Annotated in this window: 26 protein-coding genes and 1 riboswitch; of the genes, 13 read left to right on the top strand and 13 right to left on the bottom strand. The window is 48.9% G+C overall.

Annotation, left to right across the window (positions count from 1 at the left end):
• Positions 1-15 precede the first annotated feature (15 nt).
• Complete coding sequence (locus QL223_RS05880) at positions 16-1395, bottom strand: sigma-54 dependent transcriptional regulator (protein WP_281544175.1); 1380 nt, start codon at positions 1393-1395, stop codon at positions 16-18.
• Positions 1396-1722: 327 nt separating this feature from the next.
• On the opposite strand from QL223_RS05880, the gene QL223_RS05875 reads away from it, so the two are divergent.
• The 5 genes from QL223_RS05875 to QL223_RS05855 are packed head-to-tail and all read left to right on the top strand — an operon-like array spanning position 1723 to position 6217.
• Complete coding sequence (locus QL223_RS05875) at positions 1723-2475, top strand: substrate-binding domain-containing protein (protein ID WP_239644012.1); 753 nt, start codon at positions 1723-1725, stop codon at positions 2473-2475.
• Positions 2475-3176, top strand: coding sequence for an ABC transporter permease (locus tag QL223_RS05870; protein ID WP_046305761.1), 702 nt, complete (start codon positions 2475-2477; stop codon positions 3174-3176). The genes QL223_RS05875 and QL223_RS05870 overlap by 1 nt, the downstream gene beginning before the upstream one ends.
• An 8-nt stretch (positions 3177-3184) precedes the next feature.
• Positions 3185-3886, top strand: a complete 702-nt coding sequence (locus tag QL223_RS05865) for an energy-coupling factor ABC transporter ATP-binding protein (RefSeq protein WP_281544174.1) — start codon at positions 3185-3187, stop codon at positions 3884-3886.
• Entirely contained in the window at positions 3870-4454 is a 585-nt protein-coding gene (gene mobA, locus QL223_RS05860; protein ID WP_002542117.1) for a molybdenum cofactor guanylyltransferase MobA, read from the top strand. The genes QL223_RS05865 and mobA overlap by 17 nt, the downstream gene beginning before the upstream one ends.
• On the top strand, positions 4451-6217 hold the full coding sequence (locus QL223_RS05855) for a bifunctional molybdopterin-guanine dinucleotide biosynthesis adaptor protein MobB/molybdopterin molybdotransferase MoeA (RefSeq protein ID WP_281544173.1): 1767 nt from the start codon (positions 4451-4453) through the stop codon (positions 6215-6217). The genes mobA and QL223_RS05855 overlap by 4 nt, the downstream gene beginning before the upstream one ends.
• A 225-nt stretch (positions 6218-6442) precedes the next feature.
• On the opposite strand, the gene QL223_RS05850 is transcribed toward QL223_RS05855, so the two are convergent.
• Together QL223_RS05850 and QL223_RS05845 are read right to left on the bottom strand one after the other, a co-directional pair.
• A complete protein-coding gene (locus QL223_RS05850) occupies positions 6443-7021 on the bottom strand; it encodes a thymidine kinase (RefSeq protein ID WP_281544172.1) in 579 nt (192 codons plus the stop codon).
• A 115-nt stretch (positions 7022-7136) separates the two neighbouring features.
• A complete protein-coding gene (locus QL223_RS05845; protein WP_281544171.1) occupies positions 7137-8717 on the bottom strand; it encodes a Na+/H+ antiporter NhaC family protein in 1581 nt (526 codons plus the stop codon).
• A gap of 89 nt (positions 8718-8806) precedes the next feature.
• Positions 8807-8988, bottom strand: a riboswitch (Lysine riboswitch).
• A 415-nt stretch (positions 8989-9403) separates the two neighbouring features.
• Between QL223_RS05845 and QL223_RS05840 the strand changes: the two genes are divergently transcribed.
• A complete protein-coding gene (locus tag QL223_RS05840; protein WP_002539529.1) occupies positions 9404-9802 on the top strand; it encodes an H-NS family nucleoid-associated regulatory protein in 399 nt (132 codons plus the stop codon).
• A 156-nt stretch (positions 9803-9958) separates the two neighbouring features.
• On the opposite strand, the gene QL223_RS05835 is transcribed toward QL223_RS05840, so the two are convergent.
• Positions 9959-10936, bottom strand: coding sequence for a lytic murein transglycosylase (locus QL223_RS05835; protein ID WP_281544170.1), 978 nt, complete (start codon positions 10934-10936; stop codon positions 9959-9961).
• 9 nt (positions 10937-10945) lie between these two features.
• Entirely contained in the window at positions 10946-11221 is a 276-nt protein-coding gene (locus QL223_RS05830; RefSeq protein WP_039850128.1) for a YcgL domain-containing protein, read from the bottom strand.
• A 309-nt stretch (positions 11222-11530) separates the two neighbouring features.
• Here QL223_RS05830 and minC point away from each other — a divergent pair, with 309 nt between their 5' ends.
• Genes minC through minE form a run of 3 tightly spaced genes read left to right on the top strand, consistent with a single transcriptional unit; the run spans position 11531 to position 13292 of the window.
• Positions 11531-12196: a septum site-determining protein MinC gene (gene minC / locus QL223_RS05825; protein WP_281544169.1), complete on the top strand. Its 666-nt coding sequence runs from the start codon at positions 11531-11533 to the stop codon at positions 12194-12196.
• 19 nt (positions 12197-12215) lie between these two features.
• Entirely contained in the window at positions 12216-13028 is an 813-nt protein-coding gene (minD, locus tag QL223_RS05820; protein ID WP_002539537.1) for a septum site-determining protein MinD, read from the top strand.
• 3 nt (positions 13029-13031) lie between these two features.
• Positions 13032-13292, top strand: coding sequence for a cell division topological specificity factor MinE (minE, locus tag QL223_RS05815; RefSeq protein ID WP_002539539.1), 261 nt, complete (start codon positions 13032-13034; stop codon positions 13290-13292).
• 73 nt (positions 13293-13365) lie between these two features.
• Here minE and rnd read toward each other — a convergent pair whose 3' ends face one another.
• The 6 genes from rnd to QL223_RS05785 form a co-directional block, all read right to left on the bottom strand.
• The gene (gene rnd / locus QL223_RS05810) at positions 13366-14487 is read right to left on the bottom strand and encodes a ribonuclease D (RefSeq protein WP_281544168.1); all 1122 of its coding nucleotides are present in this window, start codon (positions 14485-14487) and stop codon (positions 13366-13368) included.
• Between the two features lie 142 nt (positions 14488-14629).
• Positions 14630-16315, bottom strand: coding sequence for a long-chain-fatty-acid--CoA ligase FadD (fadD, locus tag QL223_RS05805; RefSeq protein ID WP_002539541.1), 1686 nt, complete (start codon positions 16313-16315; stop codon positions 14630-14632).
• A 99-nt stretch (positions 16316-16414) separates the two neighbouring features.
• Positions 16415-17293 carry an alpha/beta hydrolase gene (locus QL223_RS05800; protein ID WP_002539543.1) on the bottom strand — a complete coding sequence of 293 codons (879 nt, stop codon included), beginning with the start codon at positions 17291-17293 and terminating at the stop codon, positions 16415-16417.
• Positions 17294-17360: 67 nt separating this feature from the next.
• Positions 17361-17651: a hypothetical protein gene (locus QL223_RS05795; RefSeq protein ID WP_002539544.1), complete on the bottom strand. Its 291-nt coding sequence runs from the start codon at positions 17649-17651 to the stop codon at positions 17361-17363.
• A gap of 29 nt (positions 17652-17680) precedes the next feature.
• Positions 17681-18376 (bottom strand): tRNA (adenosine(37)-N6)-threonylcarbamoyltransferase complex dimerization subunit type 1 TsaB, encoded by a 696-nt coding sequence (tsaB, locus tag QL223_RS05790; protein ID WP_281544167.1) that lies wholly within the window; start codon positions 18374-18376, stop codon positions 17681-17683.
• On the bottom strand, positions 18377-20332 hold the full coding sequence (locus QL223_RS05785; RefSeq protein ID WP_046305744.1) for an ATP-dependent DNA helicase: 1956 nt from the start codon (positions 20330-20332) through the stop codon (positions 18377-18379). It abuts the gene before it with no gap.
• A gap of 160 nt (positions 20333-20492) precedes the next feature.
• On the opposite strand from QL223_RS05785, the gene purU reads away from it, so the two are divergent.
• Entirely contained in the window at positions 20493-21329 is an 837-nt protein-coding gene (purU, locus tag QL223_RS05780) for a formyltetrahydrofolate deformylase (protein ID WP_281544166.1), read from the top strand.
• Between the two features lie 29 nt (positions 21330-21358).
• Here the strand turns inward: purU and QL223_RS05775 are convergent, their stop codons facing one another.
• Positions 21359-21937, bottom strand: coding sequence for a VOC family protein (locus QL223_RS05775; RefSeq protein WP_281544165.1), 579 nt, complete (start codon positions 21935-21937; stop codon positions 21359-21361).
• A 295-nt stretch (positions 21938-22232) separates the two neighbouring features.
• Between QL223_RS05775 and argS the strand changes: the two genes are divergently transcribed.
• Complete coding sequence (argS, locus tag QL223_RS05770) at positions 22233-23963, top strand: arginine--tRNA ligase (RefSeq protein ID WP_281544164.1); 1731 nt, start codon at positions 22233-22235, stop codon at positions 23961-23963.
• Between the two features lie 134 nt (positions 23964-24097).
• Complete coding sequence (locus tag QL223_RS05765) at positions 24098-25120, top strand: GGDEF domain-containing protein (RefSeq protein ID WP_281544163.1); 1023 nt, start codon at positions 24098-24100, stop codon at positions 25118-25120.
• A gap of 9 nt (positions 25121-25129) precedes the next feature.
• Here QL223_RS05765 and QL223_RS05760 read toward each other — a convergent pair whose 3' ends face one another.
• Positions 25130-25729 (bottom strand): DUF924 family protein, encoded by a 600-nt coding sequence (locus tag QL223_RS05760; RefSeq protein ID WP_002539552.1) that lies wholly within the window; start codon positions 25727-25729, stop codon positions 25130-25132.
• Between the two features lie 278 nt (positions 25730-26007).
• Here QL223_RS05760 and QL223_RS05755 point away from each other — a divergent pair, with 278 nt between their 5' ends.
• Positions 26008-26439 carry an HIT domain-containing protein gene (locus QL223_RS05755; RefSeq protein ID WP_046305738.1) on the top strand — a complete coding sequence of 144 codons (432 nt, stop codon included), beginning with the start codon at positions 26008-26010 and terminating at the stop codon, positions 26437-26439.
• Positions 26440-26462: the final 23 nt, after the last annotated feature.

Raw genomic sequence — 26462 nt, 5'->3', positions numbered from 1 at the left:
TTATGCTCCATCATGTTACTCGTCGTTCCACTCTTTAAATTTGCGCTCCAATGTCTTTCTTGCCACACCAAGTTTTCGCGCAGCAGCAGATTTATTTCCTTCATGAGCATCGACGACTTTTTCGATGTGCGCGCGTTCTACGTCTTTTAATTGCCATTCTTGCGGATAGCCATCTTCACAGACTGTCACGACTTGTGTTTCTCCGCCGGCGGTGGCTTTTGGCAATTCTCCGTCACTCCAGTGTTGCAGATCCGGTTTACCCAGCAATACCGCCCTTTCAACGGTATTCTTGAGCTCACGAATGTTGCCCGGCCACTCATAGCCTTGCATTGCGGTTAATTCTTCCGCTGACCACACCACAGGTTTTAATCCCATTTCCCGCGACAGTGTTTCGGAGAAATGATTGAGTAGTAATCCGATATCTTCAGTACGCTCTCGAAGCGGAGGTAATTCGACGGAAAGCACATTCAGGCGATAGAAGAGGTCTTTTCGGAATCGCCCTTCTTCTACTTCTTCCTGCAAGTTTCGGTTGGTCGCCGCGACGATACGCACATCGACTTGTACTTCCCGCTCGGCGCCGACCGGACGAATAGTTTTCTGTTCAAGGGTTCGTAAAAGTGAAGCCTGCATCGGCAGTGGCATTTCACCGATTTCATCTAAGAATAAAGTCCCTTTATCTGCAACTCTGAACAGGCCATCTTTGCTCTTGCGCGCACCAGTAAAGGCCCCGGAGACATGACCAAACAATTCACTCTCCAATAGCTCAGGTGCAATGGCACCACAGTTAAGCGGAACAAAAGGCCCACCCCGCCCACTTAGTGAATGCAGTGCGCGTGCCACTAGCTCTTTACCAGTCCCTGACTCCCCTTCAATCAAGACGGCTGCCGGAGATGGTGCCAGTCGGGAGACCATCTCTCGCATCGCGAGGGTTTTGGGCGCTTCACCAATAATATCGACAGGGAATGATCGGGCGACATCGCGCTGCAAGGCGACATTGCGTCGCTCCATCATGCGTTTGTCGAGACAACGCTGAACCGATCGCAGCATTTGTTCGAGGTTGAAGGGTTTGAGAATAAAGTCGGAGGCACCAGCGCGAAGGGCTTTGATGGCAGTTTCGAGTTCCGCATAACCTGTCATGAAAATGATGTCGCTGCGACGTTCATCATCCGTGAAGGCTTCATGCCAATCGATACCAGATCGCCCGGGCAGGTTGATATCGACAATCAATAAGTCGAAATGATTGCGCTGTCTTAGCGCTTCAGCTTCTTCCAATGAAGAGGCTGTTTCCACTTGGGTAAGCTTCTTGGAGAGTGCTTTATTTAAGATTGCGCGCATACCAGGTTCGTCGTCGACGACCAGCGCGGAGAAACCGAATTGCTGTAATGCGTCCTTCATTCAGTCATAAGCCTTCATGTTCTCGAGAGTTTCATCATACATGCGACATTTTGACTCAGTCCAACAAAGCCTTAAATGAATCATGTATATAAAGCTGGTCATCAGATCGCAGAACTGTGACGAACCTATTTAATTTTCAATTATTTATGCGCTTAAATGCACGCGCTCAATTTTTGGCATTTTTGTTGCAATGTCCACAATTCGACCCATCCCAAGTGGGCGAGGCAACACCCTAAAACAAGAAAAGCAATCAAACGTCAGGAAGACAAAATGAACTTCATTAAAAACTCGAAAATATTTGCGCTCATCACTTTCCTCACTTTTTCCATGACGGCAAATGCCGCGGAGATCATCAGGCTAGCCACAACTACCAGCACCTATCATTCAGGTTTGCTTGATTATCTGTTACCTGAATTCAAAAAAGACACAGGTTACGAAGTACAGATCCTGGCGGCAGGCACCGGCAAAGCACTCAAAATGGGTGAAAACGGAGACGTAGATTTGGTCATGACACACGCGCCAAATGCTGAAGCCAAGTTTGTCGACAAGGGCTTTGGCGTTCTGCCTCGCGGCCTGATGTATAACGATTTTGTTTTGGTCGGCCCATTGTCAGATCCTGCGGGTGTAAAAGGCGGGAAAGACGTCGCCGCCGCATTTAATGAGATTGCAGCGAAAAATGCTGATTTTATCTCCCGCGGTGATGACTCAGGTACCAATAAGAAAGAGCTGCTTCTATGGGAAAAGGCTGGTCAACGTCCTGAATTTGGTGCTTATAAAGCAGTCGGCCAAGGCATGGGGCCAACGTTGACCATGGCGAATGAAATGCAGGGCTACACACTGACTGACCGTGGTACCTGGTTAGCGTATGAAAGCAAGCTGGATATGGAAGTGTTGGTGGAAGGCGATACGCGTCTTTTTAACCCTTACCAAGTCATTTTGATCAACCCAAGCCGTTACCCAGACATGAACTACGAAGGCGCAAAAGTCTTCAGTGACTGGCTGGTTAATCCAAAGGCTCAAGCCATGATTAATGGCTTTAAAGTGAACGGCCAACAACTATTCGTGGCGGATGCTGGCTAATGGATATGATGGAAACAACCCGACAGGCAGTTACCTTGCTGTTTAGTGGCGATACAACACTATGGGGTATTGTCGGGGTATCGTTTTCAGTGTCATTGTTTGCAATTGGGTTGGTGATTCTACCAGCCCTTTTGATTAGCTTCGCCCTCGCGTATTGGGATATTCCCGGAAAATGGGTGGTGTTGTCACTGGTTAACACCCTTCAATCTGTTCCTACCGTGGTCATCGGCCTGCTGCTGTACATGATGCTTTCAAGAGCAGGACCAATGGGCGACTGGAAAATGCTCTTCACCCAAAAAGCCATGATCCTCGGACAGATTTTAATTGCGATGCCGATCTTGATCGCCATGATGCATGCGGCCTTTCAAAACAGCGATCGCCGCGCTTGGGAAACCGCCTACACGCTGGGCGCTTCTATCCCCCGCGCCATGCTGACACTGATGTGGGAAATTCGCTTCCCATTGCTGGCAGCTGTCATCACAGCATTTAGCCGAATTATCACGGAAGTGGGTTGTTCCATGATGGTCGGCGGCAACATATTGAATTACACACGAAACATCCCCACGGCCATTGCGCTTGAAACGTCAAAAGGGGCATTTGCCCAAGGCGTTGCCCTGGGCATGGTTTTGTTGATCCTCGCGCTGACGATGAACTTCTTCATTAGCTACGCGCGTGGCAATGGTCACCTGAGAACAAGTTAGGGGCAAGGATGAGTCAGATAACATTGGAAGCCAGCGACCTGTCGGTGAAATACAAGCATCGACTTCTGTTCCATATTCCTTCGCTGAAAATCGCTCCTGGGGATGCCATCTATCTCACCGGGCAAAATGGCATCGGCAAAACCTCCTTGCTCAAGGTACTGGCTGGTATCCAAAAACCAACCAGCGGTAATTTGAACCTCCGCAAGCCGACACTCATGCAACGTTTGGCAGGCTTTGCTGGGCAAAGTGGGGTTATCTACATGCACCAAGCCGCTTATCTTTTCGACGGCACCGTGGCTGAAAACGTAGCTTATGGTCTGAAAGGCAGGCATTTCTGTCAAAGAACCTGCCGCCAGCTTACAATGCAGGCCTTGCGAATGATTGGGCTGGAAAGCCTGAGCCGGGAGCATATCTCTGTGCTTTCCGGCGGAGAAAAACAAAAAGTGGCGATGGCTCGCGCCTGGGCGCTAAACCCTTCTATCCTTTTGATGGATGAGTCCTGCGCCAACCTTGACCCTGATGCCATCGAAGCACAGAAGGTCATGGTCGAAGATCTATTAGATCGTGGCTCAAGTCTGGTGATCACCAGCCATCACCCTAACTCGCTAACTGCTTGCTGCAATCAGCGCTGGTCGATCGAAAACCAGCGTTTGATCCATAAGCCAAAACTTAACTTAATCAACAAGGATAACCATGCAGTCGCTTCCTGAAACCACGTGGGTCATTCTTGCCGGCGGCCAAGCTCGCCGCATGGGCGGAAAAGACAAGGGCCTTGTGACCCTGAATAACAAACCTCTCATCGATTATGTTCACGACCGCCTGGCTGAACAAGGCGCGCATGTCGCGGTCAACGCCAATCGCAATCAGGAAACCTACGCACAATACGGACAGGTTTTCAGTGATGTGTTTGAAGGTTTTCCCGGGCCTTTGGGTGGTATCCATGCTGCCATGGCACAACTGGACAGTGAGTGGTACGGCTTCGTCCCTTGTGACTGTCCTAACCTGCCCCATAACCTGCTGGAAAAGATGTATCAAACTATCTCTGATGATACCGAAATTGTGGTCGCCCATGATGGCGAGTCCGTCCAGCCCGTGGTGACTATGTACAAACGCATTGTGTTTGAGCGATTAGAAAACTTCCTCAATAACGGTGACCGCAAAATCGTTCTGCTCTACGACATTTGTAAGACTGAATTCGTCGATTTCAGTGATGAGCATGATGCCTTCATTAATCTGAATACACCTGATGAGCTGGAAAAATTCGGGGCGCTTTCATGAGTCTTTCCAACTGTTCCTTACCTGTACTTGGGTTCGCAGCCTTCAGTGGTACAGGTAAAACCACCCTGCTTGAAAAACTCATTCCACAGTTAGTGGAATCGGGCGTGCGCATTGCCATGGTAAAACATGCGCACCACGAGTTTGATGTCGATAAACCGGGTAAAGACAGTTATCGCCTCAGAAAAGCTGGCGCCTCCCAAATGCTGATCAGCTCTCGCAATCGCAATGCCTTGATGACAGAAACACCGGAAGAAGAATATACCCTCAACCAATTGCTCGGTCGTCTCGACCAAAACCGCGCCGACCTTGTTCTTGTAGAGGGCTTCAAGCATGAGAGCTTCCCAAAAATCGAACTTCGCCGCGATGAGCTCGCTAAGCAGTGGCTTCACAAAGAAGATAAAAACATCATCGCGATTGCCTGCGACAGCCACCCGGATTCGGATTTGCCAACGCTAGACATCAATGATGTACCCGCAATTTGCAGCTTTGTCTTGCGCTGGATGGAAGGCCACAAAGCACAGACAGCCACCTGTGATTCCTTATCCCCAACCATGCTTTCAGTGGATGCCGGAAGGGAAAAGATTTTAGCAACCATTGATGAGCCAACCTCCAGCGAAGTTCACCCGCTGGAGTCTTTATCTGGACGGGTTTTGTCAGAAGATGTTATCGCACCGGTCAATGTGCCTTCGAGCACCAACTCGGCCATGGACGGTTTCGCGATTCGCAGTGATGATTTAGAGCGCGACAGCTATCAAATCGTAGGCGAAATTTATGCAGGCCATGGTCTTGGCATACCACTGCAAAAAGGCGAGTGTGTCCGCATCATGACAGGCGCCCCTGTTCCCGAAGGTGCTGACACTGTCGTGATGCGAGAGCAAGCAGCGATGGACGGCGATTTGGTGATGTTCGATACCCGAAAAGGTGCCATCCGTCCCGGACAAAATGTGCGTCAAGCTGGCGAAGACCTTAAAAAAGGAGCTGCGGTATTTAGCGCAGGCACCCGCCTCAATGCAGCATCAGTGGGTATGATGGCGTCACTGGGTTTCAATAAAGCCAAGTGTTACAAACCTCTCACCGTTGCTCTGTTTTCAACCGGTGATGAAGTACAGGCCCCCGGAACTCTTGCCAAAGAAAGCTGCATCTATGATGCCAATCGTTTTACGGTTCGCAGCATGTTGGAATGCCTCAGTTGTCGGATTCTTGATTTAGGCATTATTAAAGACAGTGAGCAAGCACTCACAAACACACTGACCACGGCAATGGAAAAAGCCGATATGGTGATTTCCTCCGGTGGTGTATCAGTCGGTGATGCGGATTACATCAAGAACGTTCTGGATACTTTGGGTGATATTAACTTCTGGCGTGTAAATATGCGTCCAGGCCGTCCTCTCGCCTTCGGCAAATTGGGCAATACACCTTTCTTTGGCTTACCGGGTAATCCAGTAGCGGTTATGGTGACCTTCCTGCAGTTTGTAGAACCTGCCATTCGTAAAATGCAGGGTGATGTGAACTGGCAACCTCAGCTCTTCTCGGCAGTGACCCAAGAGAAGATCCGGTCCCGTCTCGGCCGCACAGAATACACACGCGGTATTTATTCCATCAGCGCCAATGGGCAGATTGAAGTGCGTTCAACGGGCTCGCAGGGCTCGGGTATTTTGCGCTCGATGCATGAAGCAAACTGCCTGATTGAGGTGTCACCGGAAGTGGAAAGCGCAGAAGTGGGTGATCGCGTTAGCATCATTCCTCTCGCTTCAAGGCTCTAAGCTTATACCAATCACAGTAAGTAGGTGATCAGAGATAGCGCAGGAAAAATGCTCGAGAACAAGGCAGAAAATTTCGATAAGTAGTTATTCTACAATCAAATTTTTCAACGCAGTTATCGAGCATTTTAACAAGCTAGGATGAGCAGATATTTACTACGATTGGTATTGGGACACCCAAAACAAAAATGCCGCTGAATTCAGCGGCATTTTTTATCGATTTTATACTTATTTGCCTAGCGCTTCTTTGTAGTGCACACGACACACTGACACGTATCTGTCGTTACCACCAATCACGACTTGATCACCATCAGCAATGGCATTGCCTTCTGCGTCGGTGCGGATCACCATGTTCGCTTTGCGGCCGCAGTGACAAATGGTTTTCAGTTCTACCAGTTTGTCTGCCCATGCCAGCAGGTATTTCGCCCCTTCAAACAGCTCACCACGGAAGTCTGTACGCAGACCATAACAAAGCACAGGAATACGCAGTTTATCGACCACTTCGGTGATTTGATAAACCTGCTTTTCGGTCAAGAACTGGCATTCATCAATCAGAAGGCAATCAACCTTATTGTTGGCATTGATATTGCAAACAGCTGCGTAGATATCGTCTTTCGGCGAGTAAAGTTGGGCTTCTGCCTGAAGACCAATTCGAGAGCTGACTTTACCCACACCGTAGCGGTCATCAATTGCAGCGGTAAAAATCAGCGGGTTCATACCGCGTTCCTGATAGTTAAACGAAGACTGCAAAAGCGTGGTGGATTTACCTGCGTTCATCGCAGAGTAATAGAAGTACAGCTGGGCCATGGAATTCTCCCGAAATTAAGACTGACGAATGCTACCGAAAAATGGAGAACGGTAAAAGCGGCGCAAAGCGCGTTACAAGAAAAAAGCCCCCGAAATCGGAGGCTCAGAGAGTTGTTTACGCCAACTTACCCGGTCGACGTGACATCCAGCCAAATAGCGCACACACCAAGACGAACACACATATACCTGCCAGCAGGGAAATGCTCAGTGAATCCGTGAAACCCAGCACCAAATAAGACACAGCTGCAATCAGTGCTCCAGCCAAAGCGTAAGGTAACTGAGTCGCTACGTGGTCGATGTGGCCACAGCGCGCGCCGGTAGAAGACAGGATAGTGGTATCTGAAATCGGAGAACAGTGGTCACCAAATACCGCACCCGCCAGAACCGCTGACAGCATAGGCAGCATTAGCGCGATATCAGTTGCGCCTGCAAGGTCACCCGCGATTGGCAGCATGATACCGAAGGTACCCCAAGATGTGCCGGTGGAGAAAGCCATCGCCGCTGACAAAAGGAACAGCAGCACTGGAAGCAATTGAACTGGCAGGTTGCCCTGAATCAGTGTCGACAGGAATTTGCCGGTCGCCATGTCACCAATGACACTACCTATTGACCATGCAAAGAACAGGATCAGGATGGCACCAAACATAGATTTCGCACCAATCCATGTGGTACGGGCGATATCAGAAACCGCCAAGCCTTGTTTCGCCACAGTGATCAACGCTGATAGCAAGCCCATCGCACCACCATAAAGCAGTGACGTGCCTACATCTGTGTTCTCAAATGCACCCAGCACAGAGAACGCTTTACCGTCGGCTTCTAGCGCCTGTGCACCTGAGTAAACCATCCAAGACATGGTCGCCACGATAAGGACGATAATTGGCACAACCAAATCAGACACTCGGCCTTTTTCGCTTTCTTCAATGCCAAGTTCGTCATCGATTGGCTCATGACCACTTTCTTCATCACCCAGACGACTGCCGGTTGATGCTTGGTATTCAAAGCGACGCATCGGACCCACATCCATCTGGAACCAAGCCACAGCAAAGACCAATAGCAGTGCGAAAACGGCATAGAAGTTCATTGGGATCATGTGTGCGAATGCGCTTAGCGGGCTGTAATCAGTGACCCCGTGACTGACCAAAATGCCGCCAATCACAGTAATGATGTAAGCACCCCAGCTTGAAGCAGGCATAATCACGCACATTGGCGCTGCAGTTGAGTCGAGGATATAAGCCAGTTTCGCACGGGAGACGTGGAAACGGTCCGTTACTGGACGACTGATGGCACCGACAGCCAGGCTGTTGAAGTAATCATCAACAAAGATAAATACGCCCAGAAATGCTGCCAGCAGTTTCGCGCCGCGTTTACTTTTCACGCGGCTCTGTGCCCATTCTGCAAATGCACGTGTACCACCAGAAAGCGTCAGCAATGCTGTGATTGCACCCAACAACAGAAGAAAGGCAACAATGCTCATGTTCCATGAGTTAATGCTGCCATCTGAAATAAACAGTCCCTTAATCAGGTTGCCAAGATAAGAGGCAGTGCCGGAAACGGAAAAATCGTTGAGCAAAAATGCACCGGACAGAATACCCAGACCCAAAGAGAGTAAAACGCGGCGAGTGACAATAGCCAGTCCCAACGCCAAAATGGCGGGGAGCAAAGAAAGAGAAGAAGAAGAAAAATCGACTAAATTCATGATCTCTATATCAACCTATTCGGTTGGAGATCTACTGCAGAAATGGAAAACCAGACTGAACGAAGACAACGGTTATACACATCGTTAAATCCTACAGTAGCGCTCCATAGTTAAATCCCAATACTATGGCAGTGTTGTGCCTGTTCGGTCACAACCCCAGCAGAGTCCCCAGATAAGCGACATTCTACTTCGGCGCTATCTCCTTTCATTTGTCCTCACTGGCATCACCCTAAGACAAACTACTGATAAACCGCGCACCTCTACGTGTATCAACTCAAACCTTTTTATACGATTGACGGTTTTTGCACCGGTAAACATATACAAAGTAAGCCCGTTTGAGCATAAAGCTAGCGTATTTTATGTGACATTGGTCTATTTGCAATACAAAGATAAAAAGTTTTACACACCAAGCTCAACATGGTTACAAACTGGATACATTTTACGATTTGGTTATTCTTTCCGCACATAAACTCACACAAGTATGACGGATTTATTGTACAGCCTACCGATTAAGGAGGGGTTTTCTATGAAATCAAAGGGCAGATTAATATTAAATTTGCACTTTAATTAAAATAGATATCTAATAAGCGGGAAACTTATTTATTAAATATTGCAAAGAATTATTTATTCTTGCTACTCTTAGTGAAGCAATAAATATTACATAACGAGAGAATAGGATTGGCATAATGTCTGATGCACTGAAAGTATTGTTAAACCTGCGCAGCCTGCGTGCCGTTGCGCGTGAACTTACTCTGGAACAACTACAAGAAGCGCTGGAAAAACTACAAGCAGTAGTTAGCGAGCGTGAAGAAGCCGAAGCAGAAGCACGTGAAGCGGAAAAAGAGCGCGTTGAGAAGCTTGAGAAATATCGTGAAATGCTGATCAAAGACGGTATTGACCCAGAAGAACTTCTGGCAACGCTTGGCGGTACTAAGCCAAAATCTAAGCGTGCAGCACGCCCAGCGAAATACAAATACACTGACGTAGACGGTTCAGAAAAAACTTGGACTGGTCAGGGTCGTACACCAAAAGTTATCAAAGACGCTATTGAAGCTGGTGGTAAAGTAGAAGACTTCCTGATCTAATTGGATCACATCTAATACTACGATAGAAAACTATCATTACGAAAAGGAGCAGTTTGCTCCTTTTTTTGTGCCTGAGGTAAAACGACGCCTCTCAAGACACCAAGACCAGATACAAAAAAGCGCGCATAGCGCGCGCGTTCCTATTTACTACTTATCTCAGCCAAATTTAATACGATCAGCTAAGTGGCTCACCGCTAACGCAAAGTAGTGAGAACGGTTCCACTTCATCAAGCTTTGATAATTGCCATAAACCAAATAGCTTCGGCCATATTCATCATCAGGCTGAATTAGCCACGCTTTAATGTCGACATTAGGCAGCGAAGCATTATTCATACGTCGTACGCCAAGTGCTTGCCATTCAGCCAAAGTTTTTGCTTTATCCTGACTCAAACCTGACAAATCGTTGTCGAGGTTTTTTGGAATGATAACTTGGCGTCCCCAGGTATATTCATCATTCCATCCCGCATTCTTTAAATAGTTAGCGGAAGAAGCGAACACGTCAGGCTTAGAATTCCAGATATCTTTTTTGCCGTCATTATTGCCATCAGCTGCAAAGGCATTAAAAGAGCTTGGCATAAACTGACACTGTCCCATAGCGCCAGCCCAAGAGCCTTTAAATTCATCGATGCCTATATGACCTTGCTGTAAAATAGAGAGGGCTTCAAAAACCTCATTGCGGAAAAAGGCTTCACGGCGACCGTCATAGGCCATGGTTGATAGCGCTTCAATCACGTTGAAGTTACCAGTGAACTTACCGAAGTTACTTTCTACACCCCACAAGGCGACAAGAAACCTCGGTTGAACACCGTATATTTCACCGATACGCTTTAAATCATCGTAGTGCTTGTTATATAGATCACGCGCTTGCGCTACTTTCCAATCTGGCACTGCGCGCGGAATATACTCGTCCAGTGTTAAACGTTTTTCTGGCTGATTACGATCAGCTTTTACCGCTCGCTCACGGTAATTCAGATTACTGAATGCCTGTTCAATCAGTGTGGAGTCATAACCTCTTTCCACACTTTCTTTCTTCAAACCCTCAACGTAGCTGTCAAAACTCTGCTTCTCAGCCATCGCTGGTGCAGACAAAGATAACGCAGCCCCAATGAGGATCGAGATTAATCCCTTACGCATAGCGCTCCTTTATAATTTGGTGTTTTTTTGTCGAATGTGCTGCAGCGCCGCATCTGGTGCAGGTGGAAGCTGCAGATAAAATCCATCATTTTTAAGGTTTTCACGTACTTTATTGATATCGGCAATTGCCAGCTTTTCGCGCTTGTCTAAGTTGACCATCATAACGAACTGCGGGTTCCCGAAAGTTTGTAACAATTGTTCAGGCACGTCTGAAAAATCATCCTTACGGCTTACGTAAAGATAGGTCGATTCCTTTTTCGTGCTCTTATAAATTGCGCAATACACCTTGTACCTCTCACTATTCATGTCAGTTTGCAGCAAACGTTTTTTGCGCTGTTCCCAATTTAGAGAAATGGCTTAGAAAATCGCAATGAAATCGGCGATTAAAGCAGCACAATCAGCGTTGATGCTTGCCGCAAAGATGCCATGAATATACCATGCAGAACACTGTCTGATAATGCACGAAACCCGCTTTCTTCCTCCTGAAAATGGCACACAAATAAAATTTGTCCGCCACCGGAAAAATTGGGTGACGAAAATCCACGTTAGTGTTGTCAAATCCAACAATACCGTGCCAGCTGGATAACTACCCGAATGACAAAAAACGCTGAACTCAAAGGCAGTTCGTTTACTCTTTCTGTGCTCCATTTAATGGACGATGATTTGGATGGCGCAATGCAAGTGCTGTCTGACAAAGTGAGCCAGGCACCCGCTTTTTTCGACGGTGCTCCTGTTGTTGTCGACATCTCCCGACTTCACTCCCAGCCTGACTTCTTCCAGCTGAAAGCCACCGTCGAAAAGACTGGTATGCTGGTTGTTGGAGTCACAGGTTGCAAGCAAAATCAGGTACGTGACGCCGCAAAACTCGCTGGATTGGCGGTGATGAACCCCGCCAAACAAGCCGTACGCGTTAACGACCCTATTCAAACCCCAACAAAAGTTATCACCACGCCGATTCGCTCCGGCCAGCAGGTTTATGCCAAGAATGCTGATTTGGTCGTGCTGAACCATGTCAGCGCTGGTGCGGAAATTATTGCTGATGGCAGTATTCATATTTACGGCGTGCTCCGCGGACGTGCCATTGCTGGCGCAAGCGGACAAAAAGAAGCCCACATTTTTTGCCAGAACCTACAATCCGAGCTGCTTTCCATTGCAGGCACATACTGGCTCAGCGAAACCATCCCGGAGCAGTACGCTGCCCGTCCGGTGAAAGTCTCGCTGCAAGACGACTCATTGAACATTGAACACCTCACACTCTAACTTTCCAAAGGACTGAGGAATGACTCGAATTATCGTAATCACTTCTGGCAAAGGCGGCGTGGGTAAAACCACCTCAAGCGCTGCCATTGCTACCGGCCTTGCGCTGTCGGGGAAGAAAACCGCTGTTATCGACTTTGATATTGGTCTGCGTAACCTAGATCTCATCATGGGCTGTGAACGTCGCGTGGTTTATGACTTTGTTAACGTCATCAACGGCGAGGCCAACCTCCATCAGGCACTGATCAAAGACAAACGCGTTGAAAACCTGTTTGTCCTGCCTGCGTCCCAAACCCGCGATAAAGATGCCCTGACCAAAGAAGGCGTGGCCCGCGTGTTGGAAGATATGAAGGCGATGGATTTCGACTTCATCATCTGTGACTCTCCAGCAGGTATCGAAGCTGGCGCACTGATGGCGCTTTACTTTGCCGATGAAGCCATCGTCACAACTAATCCTGAAGTCTCGTCTGTTCGTGACTCAGACCGTATTCTGGGCATCCTGGATTCTAAATCTCGCCGCGCTGAGAACGGCGAAGAGCCAGTGAAAACTCACCTGCTGCTGACCCGCTACAACCCAGCGCGTGTTGCACGTGGTGAGATGCTGAGCGTCGCAGACGTCGAAGAAATCCTGCGCATACCGCTACTGAGTGTTATCCCAGAAAGCCCTTCGGTGTTGCACGCGTCGAATAAAGGTGAGCCAGTGATTCTGGATCAGGAGTCTGATGCAGGTCTGGCATACAGCGACGCCATCACCCGTCTGCTGGGTAACGAGTGTCCTTTCCGCTTCCTGGAGGAAGAGAAGAAAGGCTTTTTGAAGCGACTGTTCGGAGGGTAATTCATGGCACTGCTGGAGTTTTTCCGTCCAAAGAAGAAGACGTCCGCATCGCTTGCTAAAGAGCGTCTGCAGATCATCGTTGCAGAACGCCGCAGCGCAGGGAGTGCTGAGCCAACGTACTTACCCCAGCTGAAGCAAGACATCCTTGAGGTTATCCGCAAATACGTGGATATCTCCCCTGAGCAGGTATCTGTAGCTCTTGAACAACGTGATGACGATTTGTCTGTTCTCGAGCTCAACGTTACTCTGCCGGAAGACAAGTAACCGACATAGTTACTGATCGGTATAAATGAAAAAACCGGCGAAATCGCCGGTTTTTCTTATTTCAGAGTTCGGATTATTTATCCAGAACTGCCAACACTTTTTCTTCCAGATACGGCTTACGCCAACCCGAGAGAATATCCGGTGCTTTGTCTGGATTCCGGTCATTCATCCACGCCCATTTAAGCACCTGGTGAATTTGCTTTTTCGACCCGATGAATTCAGGCACCATGCCCAGTTGCTCGGCGACTGCGTTGGTTTGTTCTTTGATGTTTTTCACTGCCTGTTTGTAGCCCGGCATATCGACAAGACGCTGAATCTCTTCAGGATAATGAGCAACAGGCGTTTTATCCGCCTCCCGCGCCATGCGAATCAGGCGGCTGCCGTGGCGTTCAATCTCAAATCGGTCAAAGCCTTCATCCACCATTTTGTCCAATGAACGAATGTTAAAACGCGCCATTTTCCAGAGGTGCAGCTCTTTCACCACAAAGTTCAACGCCAAGTCCCGGCGCTGCGCTTCTCTTAATCGCCAGCTCGCGAGCTTTTGCAGCACAGCCAGTTGTTTCGGACGCAGTTGCCATGCATTTTTAATATCAAGGTAGGCTTTTTCTGGCTCCGGGGTTTTGCCGCGTTTGCTTACCATCAGCGCACATTCTTGCTTCACCGCCTCTTCCCAGCCTTCTTCGGTGATGCGTTTCGCAAGCAGATTATAGAGTGGTAACAGGTAGTAAACGTCGGCAGCAGCATACTCGAGTTGCTTTTCACTTAGCGGGCGAGCACACCAATCTGTTCTGGCCTCACCTTTATCCAAGGTCACCTCGAGATACTCGTCCACTAGCGTTGCAAAGCCCGTCGACAGACCATAACCCAAGAATGCCGACATGATTTGGGTATCGACCATTGGCGTAGGCATCACACCCGCATGATGATGAAAGACCTCCAGGTCTTCACTGCATGCGTGTAACACTTTTACCACCGACTCGTCCGTCAGTAACGCCCAAAGTGGCGACATGTCTTCCAGCTCAATCGGGTCAATCAAGGACAGCGTTTCGCCGTCATAAAGCTGGATAAGACCAAGGCGCGGATAGAGTGTGCGGGTACGAACGAATTCGGTATCCAGCATCACTGCTGGCACTTGGCGTGCTCTCTCACACACACGTTCGAGTTGGGATAGCTCAGTTACAATGTCAAAATTCACGCTGTCATCCACATTTAGGTTCCGGGTTCAATCTTTGAGCCCAGAAAACAAACATGCCGGCCTGAGCCAGCATGTTTTCAAAGGCATAGGTAGTTTAGTTACTACCTATTGTACGCGCTTAAGCGACTCGACGCATGTCCGATTATGCTTCTGCGCTTTTGGCGTCCTGCTCTTCACGAAGAGCGCGGCGCAAAATCTTACCGACGTTGGTTTTCGGCAGATCTTCGCGGAATTCGATCACCTTAGGCACTTTGTAACCCGTCAGGTGTTCACGACAATGCGCAAGAAGCTCATCTTTCGTCAGGCTTGGATCGCGTTTCACCACACAGATCTTCACGATCTCACCAGACGTTTCGTGTGGCTGGCCGATTGCCGCAACTTCCAACACTTTACCGTGCAGTGCGACAACATCTTCGATTTCGTTTGGATAAACGTTGAAGCCAGACACCAGAATCATGTCTTTCTTGCGGTCAACAATGTGCAGGAAACCGTCGTCGTCGAATTTGACGATGTCGCCCGTTGAAAGCCAACCGTCTTCGGTAATCACTTCTTTGGTTGCTTCTGGACGCTGCCAGTAACCCTGCATGACCTGAGGACCTTTCACCTGCAACTCACCAATCTGATCGTTTGGCAGCACGTTGCCTTCCTCATCAACGATGCGGACATCGGTTGACGGCACAGGCAAACCGATAGAGCCGTTGTACTCTTTCAGATCATACGGGTACGCCGCCACCAGCGGAGAACACTCGGTCAGGCCGTAACCTTCCAGCAGGTGTTTACCCGTCAGCTTCATCCAGCTTTCAGCCACGGCACGTTGAACCGCCATGCCACCGCCAACTGTCAGGCTGAGATTGCTGAAATCCAACTCATGGAAGTCTTCATTGTTCAGCAGCGCATTGAACAGAGTGTTTACGCCAGTGATTGCCGTAAACGGATGCTGTTTCAGCTCTTTCACAAATGCAGGAATATCGCGCGGGTTTGTGATCAACAGGTTTTGGCCACCCATTTCGATAAACAGTAAGCCATTAACAGTCAGCGCAAATACGTGGTAAAGCGGCAACGCAGTGACCACTAACTCACGACCTTCTTTCAAGACAGGCGCATACATAGCTTTCGCCTGGTTCAGGTTCGCCAGCATGTTGTTGTGGGTCAGAACCGCCCCTTTCGCCACGCCTGTGGTGCCGCCGGTGTACTGCAGGAAAGCAATGTCATCGCCGGTCATAAACGGCTTCACGTACTGCATACGGCGGCCGCGCTTCAATGCAAGGCGCATAGAAGTCGCATGTGGCAGATTGTATTTCGGCACCATCTTCTTGATGTACTTCACCACGAAGTTAACGATGGTTCCTTTGGCGCGTGGCAGTTGGTCGCCAAGGCTGGTCAGAATAACGTGACGCACACTGGTGTTATCGACGATTTTTTCCAGCGTATGCGCAAAGTTCGACACGATAACAATCGCGGTCGCACCTGAGTCATTCAGCTGATGCTCGAGTTCACGAGGGGTGTACAGCGGGTTAACGTTTACCACTACGCAGCCAGCACGCAGAATACCGAACAGCGCAATCGGATATTGCAGCAGGTTTGGCATCATGACAGCCACGCGGTCGCCTTTTTTAAGGCCAAGATCGTTTTGCAGGTAAGCTGCAAAAGCACGGCTGCGTTCTTCCAGCTTACGGAAGGTCATCACCTGCCCCATATTAATGAAGGCAGTCTGATCAGCATATTTCTGCACCGACTTTTCGAACATCTCTACCAGTGATGGGTACATGTTCGGTGAGATTTCCGCTGGTACATCTGATGGGTAGCGGTTAAGCCAAACCTTATCCACTTGATCTCTCCTATTTTTTACCGCAGGCAGAAAAGGCCCACGACAGACGCAATAAATTCAAACGAGTGTTTTAACTCGCAATTAGACCAGAAGTAACATTCAATTAACATCGCTAAGCGCTGTGAGATGTAGCTTGGTCACAAAATCAATGATCAGAGACGCCGTTTTCGCCTGACTCTGAAGGTGGCAGTGATGTGTACCTTCTACCATTTCTACGGTCAGGTTCTTGAACCACGCCTTACGTTTTTCAGCCATGGGGCTACGAAGTTCCGGATAACCGTCTTCGCCAATAATCGCCATCACCGGACATTCAATACCACGGACCAAATGTTCAGCATGATGTGTCGACATCCGGTAAATCGATTCCGTCTTCAACTTGGCATCATGACGCCAGCGCCAGATATCGCCTACTTGCTCAATGCCGCGCGTAACCAAGGGTGTCAGATCTTCAATGCTGACTTTGTTGATACCCCGGCGAAGTTTCAGCGCCGCATCCAGCGAGGGTAAGTCACGAGGCAACTTCATATTCTCGCGGCTTTCAACGCCGTGTTTCAGCCTTTCGACGACTTTATCTTCACGCTCAGACATTGGGCCAAGCGCTTCTATCATCACCAACCCTTTCGCCCTTTCAGCGAAAGCAGCACTCCAGCAAGACGCTACCAATGCGCCCAACGAATGCCCGACCAGATAGATCGGCCTGTCGCCCAACTGAAGGATCAGTTGGTGCAGGTCGTCCACATAATCAAAGAAGGGATAGAAGCTGTCGGCACCTTTATGGTCGGAATAACCGTGCCCGGGCCAATCTGGCATGACCAAATCAAAGTGCTCGCTGAGCTGCGGGGCGAGTGGCGCAAAGCTTCCGCTATTATCTTGCCACCCATGCAACATCAGAAGAGTCGGCGTGTTTCGCTCGGTCAGATAAACCTGCGCGGCGAGATCGCCAAATCTCACTGCATATTTTTTTTCTTGTAATGTCATATTGGACCGTTTGAGAGCGCGCGAAGCCTACCACAGAGAGTGCAGACCAAGTGGTACGAGGAGTTACTTAAACGAAGACATCTACGCCGAACATGGCGATAAGTTCTTCACGACGGGCCTGGTTTTTTACATCCATATAAGACGCCAGCGCATGGCGGCTACGCCCATCGGGTAAATCATAATGAATGTTTTGAAAGGCATCTTCCGCCATTTCAGGGTTTCGAATACCACGGGATACCGCTTTTGCCACCACGGAAGGCTCGGAGACATCACGGGCCTCCTCCTTCTTCTGCGCGGGTTTGCGTCCAGCTTTTCCTGGACGCTGTATCTGCTGTGGTAATCCCTGTATTGAAACCATGAAAGACCTTATCGGTTAGCTTTAGATAACTATTCGCGACCTGGTATTTTCTTCCATGCCACAGTATCACGAAGGTATACCGGGCTGGCATGTTCTGCATCCACTGCCTCTCCACGCGCAAACGCATGATGAGCAAGGATTAACATATCCTGCGATTCAGGATACAACACACCGCTGTCGCTTACTGACAAGTGTAGCTGGCCTTGCAGATCAGGGTAAGCTTGCCAGCCCGTTCCTGCTACAAACCACTCACCTTCTGCCAATTCTGGCTTGAACATTTCAGGAGGCAGTACTGCTTCTTCGACGACTGTTTCCCAATCGCCGTTTTCAAGGCGTACATAGCCACCTGCATAGATTTCATTCATGCGTGCATCGATGGTAGACAGCACGTGTGTGGTCTGCTGTTTACGATGAGCTTGCTCCGCCATTGCAGCCAGCGTGGATACACCGACCATTGGCAGGCCTGCTCCAAATGCTAGACCCTGAGCGATACCAATACCAATACGCACACCGGTAAAACTGCCTGGACCACGACCAAACGCCAGCGCATCCAACTGGTTCAGCTTTAAGCCCGCTTCAGCCAATACGCTATCGACCATAGGCAGGATTTTCGTGGTGTGTTCACGCGGTGCCATTTCACAACGCGCGATAATGTCGTTCCCCACCTTCAGAGCGACGGAGCAGTTTTCAGTGGCCGTATCGACGGCAAGGATCTTAGAAGCCATTTATACCTCTGACGCTGCAGACGATTCTGCAGACTGGTTGTTCGTATCTATTTCAGCGAGAAATTCGCTGACTTTTGCCAGATCACGCGTTCGCGGGATTGGCGGTAAGCTGCGCAGGAAGGTTTCACCATAATTTCTGCTTACCAAGCGGTTATCACAGATAATAAGCGCACCATGATCGTTTCTATCACGGATGAGTCGACCAACTCCCTGCTTGAGGGTGATCACTGCATCAGGGATTTGAACCTGGGAAAACGGGTCGCCGCCCTGAAGGCGACAATCTTCAATCCGTGCTTTGAGCAGCGGATCATCCGGCGCAGTAAAAGGCAATTTGTCGATAATAACACAGCTCAGCGCCTGCCCTCTAACGTCTATGCCTTCCCAGAAGGCACCTGTGGCAACCAAAAGCGCATTACCCAGCTCTAAAAATTCAGCGAGCAGTTTCTGTTTCGACATTTCCCCTTGCACCAATACGGGCAAGTCTGACAATTCGCGGAAACGCTCAGACAAATCACGCACCATTTGATGTGACGTACAAAGGAAGAAACAGCGTCCGTTGTTTTGCTCAATCACTGGCTTAAGCATGTCCACCAGCTTGTCAGCCAAGCCATAGCTGTTTGGCTCTGGCAAAAAGCGTGGAACACAGAGAATCGCCTGAGATTCGTAATCGAATGGACTAGGCAGGGTAAACTGCTCTGTGGGCTCTAAACCCAAGCGGTTGCTAAAGTGACTGAAGTCATCGTTCACCGCGAGCGTTGCAGAGGTAAATATCCACGCCCCTTCCTGCTGCTGAATTTGCTCGCGGAATTTTTCAGCCACGGACAATGGTGTGATGTTCAGACTGAAATGATGGCGGCTGCATTCGTACCAATAGGAATAGCCAGGGATAGAGGTATCTTTTACCCGCTCAAGTCTGGCTTTAAATAAAGTAGCGCGATCGAAGGCGGCATCCAACAACTGGCTTCGACCCAATGACAGCTTCATCACGTCATGGGCAAGCTCTAGTGCGTCGGTCAAACGCACCAGCTCCCTTGCTACCGCCGGAGAAGTGCTTATTTCACGCCAGTTACCACGAAAGCCTGGCTCGCCCAGTACAATGCGCAAATCCGATGCCGATTGAGAGAGGCGATCAGCGACTTTCTCAAGCTGTTTGGTATCGCGAAGTTCAGTGCGATACGCAATGTTGATGTCTTTGGCTAGCTCCTGAAGCTGACGACTGGAAAGACTCTGGCCGAAATACTGGCTGGCGATATCGGGGATCTGGTGCGCTTCATCGAAGATAAACACTTCCGCTTCCGGGATCAGCTCACCAAACCCTGTCTCTTTGATTGCCAGATCGGCTAAGAAAAGATGGTGATTCACGACCACCAAATCTGCATCCATGGCGCGCTTGCGGGCCTTCACGACAAAACAGTCTTCATAGCTTGGGCATTCTTTACCCAGGCAGTTGTCGTTGGTCGAAGTAATTGTGGGGATGATTGGGCTGTCTTCTGCCAAATCATCGCATTCGCCCAAATCGCCGGTTTTGGTTTCTGAAGACCAGCTGCGTACTTTTACTAACTGGCTGAGCAGCGTCGGATCGGCGTGACCGTCGTGACTCTCAATCATCTGCCGGCTCAAGCGTTCTGGGCAAAGGTAGTTTGCACGCCCTTTCAGCAAGGCAACACGACCTGAGAAGCCGAGGGTGTCGACCATTAATGGCAGATCACGGTGAAACAACTGTTCCTGAAGATTTTTCGAACCTGTACTGACAATGGTTTTCTTTCCGCTGAGCAGCGCAGGCACCAGATAAGCATAAGTTTTACCGGTACCCGTCCCAGCCTCGACCACAAGTTGAGTTTGGTTTTTGATTGAACGCTCAACTGACAACGCCATGTCGGTCTGTGGCTGGCGTGGCTGGAAGCCCTTTATCGCTCGAGCCAACGCACCTGTGGTGGAGAAAACCTTCGAAATCATTGGTCATTTATACAGTATTTGAAAGGATTGCATTATGCCAACAATCCCCGCTTATCGCCAGACATGCAGAGCCTCACCGTCAAGTCTTTGACCTTGAGGCCAATTCAGAGTAAAACGTGATGAATAGCAAATTAAAATTCATCACGAGTAATACGTTTCTATGGAAAGAAAAATCCTGCTGACGGACTGCCCTGACGCTCAAGGCCTCATCGCCAAGATCACCAACATCTGTTACAAACACCAACTCAACATCATCCATAACAATGAGTACGTTGACCACAGTACCGGTCAGTTCTTCATGCGTACTGAACTGGAAGGGATTTTCAATGATGAAACCTTCCTGATGGATATCGATCAGTCGCTCCCGGCAGGCAGCCACCGCAATCTCGTTGACACCAGTCGCCGTAAACGTGTGGTGATCATGGTGACCAAAGAGTCACATTGTCTGGGTGACATCCTGATGAAAGCCTATGACGGTTCTTTGGATGTGGACATTGCCGCCGTAATTGGTAACCACGATAAGCTGGCCGCATTAACGGAAAAATTCGATATTCCGTTCCACTTTGTGAGCCACGAAGGCTTGGAACGTGAAGCGCATGAAAACCAAATCATCGACATCATCGAAGGGTATGCACCGGACCATATTGTTCTGGCAAAATTTATGCGTGTGCTGACACCAAACTTCGTTGCACGTTTCCCTCGTAAAATCATCAACATTCACCACAGCTTCCTGCCCGCATTCATCGGCGCACGCCCTTATCATCAGGCGTGGGAACGTGGCGTGAAAATCATTGGTGCTACGGCACATTTCGTGACCAACGATTTGGATGAAGGTCCAATCATCGACCAGAACGTGAAACATGTCGACCACACCTTCAGTGCAGAAGACATGGTGAAAGCGGGTCGTGACGTAGAGAAAACCGTGCTGAGTAATGCACTGAGCCAAGTGATCGAAGACAAAGTCTTCGTTTATGGCAATAAGACCGTCATTCTGTAAGCCGTAAATCGACCAAAGAAAAAGGAGCCTCAGGCTCCTTTTTCACTTTCTATCACTTGCTCCAGAGTCACCGGGTGGAGCTTGACGCAAACGCCCTTGAACTTGAATGCCACTGTCGGGTTGGCAATACGCTCGCCTTCGCCTGCGGGAGAACTCAGCTTCACCTTCACACCCAGTGATGCCAGTTGATCCCACTTTGCTGCAAGCGCTGGGAACAAACCAAACACATCCTCAAGCAACGCTTCTGGTGTTGTCGCCTTTGACGGTACCACCCATTCAGCGTGTTCCCACCCATCTTCCGGATAAAGCTTATCGCCCGGATAAGGCAACTCGACACAATGCGTTTGCCATTGACCGAAAGACAGAGACTCGTTCGCTTTGATCACCACAATTGGACGACCATTGATGTTATTCACGGAAAGTTCTTCACCCGAAGAAAGCCAGGATTGGTGAAGTTCCTCAGCCGCTTTTCTGTCGTTAATGCGCAAAGCGATGTGGTCGGCCTGATAGGCGCTAAGATCCAACTCCAACACTTCTAACAGCGCATCCAAGCGAGCAGAGAATTCAGGGAGCGTGGCGAAGAGGGATTCGACGGTTAATGCTGACATGGTCATCTCGTTACCTTCAAAGATGACAGGAATTTACCACAGCGTTGATATCACTGGAACGCACACGCTTTTACTTGTTATGAAATCCACCTATTTCGCAGGATTCAGCTTTTAAACTGCGCCTGTTTGTGGGTATTATTACGCCTACATACGCGCATCACACTTTGATGCCCAAGTTTCAGTGCTAAAGCCGTCAACCATGCCCTGTTTGCCTCAAATTGCAGTGGGTATTGTTGACGGATTTTTTGCTTTAACCCGGCTGCATTTTGCCGGGTGTCAGAATTAAGGTAAGCAAGTGAATATTCAAGCCCTTCTTAACGACAAAGTCGCTGCAGCCATGGTTGCTGCAGGTGCACCTGAAGGCAGCCCAGCGGCTGTCCGTCAATCAGCGAAACCACAGTTTGGTGACTACCAGGCAAACGGCATCATGGGTGTTGCCAAAAAGCTGGGTTGTAACCCACGCGAATTCGCGCAGAAAGTGCTGGATGTTCTGGATCTGGATGGCATGGCGGAAAAAACCGAAATCGCTGGCCCAGGATTTATCAATATTTTCTTGAGCACTGAATGGCTCGCAGCCAAAGCAGACGAAGCGCTGGCGAGTGACCGTCTGGGTGTAGCAGAAGCTGAAAAACAAAACATTGTGGTTGACTACTCTGCACCAAACGTAGCGAAAGAAATGCACGTTGGTCACTTGCGTTCAACCATCATTGGTGATGCGGTTGTACGCACTCTGGAGTTCATGGGTCACAACGTTATCCGCGCTAACCACCTTGGCGACTGGGGTACTCAGTTCGGCATGCTGATCGCAAACCTTGAGCGCCATGAAGCGCAAGGCGGCGACATTTCAATGGATCTTAGCGACATTGAAGGCTTCTACCGTGAATCGAAGAAGCTTTACGACGAAGACGAAGAGTTCGCAAAGACTGCGCGTAACTACGTAGTTCGCCTGCAAAGCGGTGACGAATACTGCAAAGAAAAATGGCAGCAACTGGTTAAGATCACCCTTGAGCAAAACCAGCGCAACTACGATCGTCTGAACGTGTCCCTTACAGACAAAGACGTGATGGGCGAAAGCATGTACAACAGCATGCTGGCTGGCATTGTTGAAGACCTGAAAGCACAAGGTCTGGCAGTCGAAGATGACGGCGCCATGGTTGTGTTCCTAGAGGAATACAAGAACAAAGATGGCGAGCCTATGGGTGTGATCATCCAAAAGCGTGATGGCGGCTTCCTGTACACCACGACGGATATCGCATGTGCGAAATACCGTTACGAAACCTTCAACGCAGATCGCGTGCTGTACTTCATCGACTCACGTCAACACCAGCACCTCATGCAGGCATGGACTATCGTTCGCAAAGCCGGTTATGTACCTGAAAGCATGAGCCTTGAGCACCATGCGTTCGGCATGATGCTGGGTAAAGACGGTAAGCCGTTCAAGACCCGTGCAGGCGGTACCGTTCGTCTGGCAGACCTGCTGGACGAAGCAGAAGTGCGCGCGAAGAAGCTGATTGAAGAGAAAAACCCTGAACTGTCAGCGGAAGAAAAAGATAACATTGCTAACACAGTAGCAATGGCAGCCGTAAAATACGCTGACCTGTCTAAGCACCGCACCACTGACTACGTGTTTGACTGGGACAACATGCTGGCGTTTGAAGGCAATACTGCGCCTTACATGCAATACGCTTACACCCGTGTGGCCTCTATCTTCAACAAAGCTGGCATTGATGCGAACAGCATCGAAGGCCAAATCATTGTGTCTGAAGAGAAAGAGAAAGCACTGGTTTCCAAACTTCTGCAATTTGAAGAAGCCGTTGATGGTGTCGCCCGCGAAGGTCAGCCACACATCATGTGTAGCTACCTGTTTGATCTGGCTGGTACCTTCTCAAGTTTCTACGAAGCGTGCCCGATCCTGAATGCTGAAGGTGAAACTAAGCAAAGCAGAATGAAACTAGCTGCACTGACATCACGCACTATAAAACAAGGCCTTGATCTGCTTGGAATTAATACGCTAGAACGTATGTAACCAATTAAAATAAGATTAAGATCACAATTCTCAAAAACCCTGTACCAATGTACGGGGTTTTTTACACCTAGTGTTAATTTATCGCACATAATCCTGTATCAATAGCGGAGAAAGTGTTCGTTAAGGAGACACTAATGAGTGATTACGCCTTTTTTGAAGCCACCAGTATTTTCAAGCGTGCCGTACCTTTAATGGTAAAATACAAGGTACCGACAACGCCTCACTATTTCTCGCTTTGGTATACCTATTGTGCAGGTACAAACCCCCAGTTAAATCAAGCTGTTGATAACAAAGTCAGCCGTTTTGGATCCTGCTCGATTAAACACTGCGACGAAATTATCGATACGTATCTGATTGATGATGCCAGGCGGGAAGTGAACAATTTCCGTCAAAAGCTTCAGAACCTGACTGCTGATCTTGGCGAATCCATGGAACACACGGTATCGGATACCGAAGAGTTTCGAGACATCCTAAGCAGTTCTGTAGATAAACTGAAAAACGTAAAAGGTGATATCGCCAAAAACGGAGAAAGCAAGCAAGTGCTGCATGAACTTCTCAAAGGTTCACAGCATCTGCTGAGTGCTACGTCCCAATACCAGTTACAAGTTACCTCACAAAAAACTGAAATTGACGCACTAAAAAAACAACTTCAGGAATATCAGAAACAAGCCTCACATGATGCTTTGACAGGCTGCTTAAACCGTCGTGAATTTGAAAAGCAGCTCGATGAAAACGTTAGCCAAAACAACGTATTCAGTGTCATGATGGTAGATATCGATCACTTCAAATCTTTCAACGATGAGTTTGGTCATCAAATGGGAGACAAGGTACTTCAGATTGTTGCAGCCAAACTGCAGCAGGTGGTTGATGAATCAGGGGCAGTATTTAGATACGGCGGAGAAGAGTTCGTGACTATTTTGCCAAGTCTGCCTCTAAAGTCGACGTTTATGCTCGCCGAGAAAATGCGTTCGACACTCGAAAGGTTGTCGGTCACAGACAAGCGTTCTGGACAGAAAATCAACTCGATTACGGCATCATTTGGTATCGCGGAGAGAGAAGGTGATGAGTGTGGATTGGCGTTAGTAGCCAGAGCAGACGAAGCCTTGTACAACGCAAAACACAAAGGCCGCAACTGCGTCATGCCGCAGGTTAGCTAAGCGAACCTGCTATTGAGTAAGCTTCGCTCCGCCACCAGCGAGCCATTGCAACTCAGCTTCTGTAGAAAGTCGGCCCAGCGAAGCATTTCGGCTCGGAAAGCGTCCAAATCGCTTAATAACGTCAAAGTTGTTTCTCGCGTGGCGAAAAATATTTTCAAACAACCCTGCCTCATCCAGTCCAGCAGAACTACACAGCTGACTGAAACGAAAAAGGGCTTCTTCTTGGTCTTCCATGTGTTCCGAGTGTTGCAAAGGCATATAGAAAAACGCTCGCTGAATGGTCGGCAAGGTTAAATCCTGTGCTTCTGCTAGGCCACGCTTGCAGACCGCCAAAGCAAACTCGTCATACCGGAATGCCGCGCTCAATCCGCGATAAACCCTGCGGCTAAACTGATCAAGAAGAACGATAGTCGCTAATGTTCCTTGTGGTGAAGAAAGCCACTGATTCAATTTCCCCTCGCCCGCCATGCTGACATAGGGAAGAAACTGCTCTCGGATTTGCTTGTCCAACGCCTCATCGCTTTCAAACCACATGGCGTTAAGCATATCGTCTGTTTTGGGAGCATCAGGATCGCCAAACCAAAACTCTAGTACTTCTATGTAGTCCATTCGCGCCTCCCTCTGACGCAATATAAGTACCTTTAAAGCCTAACTGCATATTTGATTTAACGCGGTGCAATGACACGATTGGCGTTGGTTTTGTGATTTTACTATGACATTTACGCAAGACGTGCACGACAGGACAAGTAAGAGTTTAATCTTGGTCAAGCCGCTCAAAGGGTTGAGCTATCGTTTCAATCATGAGAATGCGCACTCCGACGATCATTTACATTGGCGCAGAATCCCAGTAGTTTTGACCTGATTTCCTGACATCAAGAGAAGATGAAATGCCATTCGAACTCCACCCACGTTTGGACGCAGACACCACATGGCTCGGCGACTTGCCACTTTGCCGTGTTCTTTTAAGTAAAGAAGACTTTGGTCCTTGGTTGATTTTGGTTCCCAGAGTCGAAGGAATTCGCGAAATTCACCATCTGTCCGAAACTGATCAACTCCAGTTTATTCGTGAATCTTCTTGGGTCGCGACAAAGCTGGAAGCGCACACGAATGCAGACAAGCTCAACATCGCTGCTCTGGGTAACATGGTGCCTCAGCTTCACGTTCATCATATTGCCCGCTTCCAAACCGATACTGCGTGGCCTGGTCCTGTATGGGGCAACACAAACGGGGTGCTGCGCCATGACTTAGCCCAAGTCGAAATTACGGAAAAATGGCGCGCCCTCCTCGGCGAGATCGCCGACTTCACGCCGGCGGGATAAAAGAAAAGCGCGGATTATATCCG

This window comes from Grimontia sp. SpTr1, assembly GCF_947387585.1.
GTDB lineage: Bacteria > Pseudomonadota > Gammaproteobacteria > Enterobacterales > Vibrionaceae > Enterovibrio > Enterovibrio indicus.
This window is presented reverse-complemented; position numbering and strand designations above follow the sequence as displayed.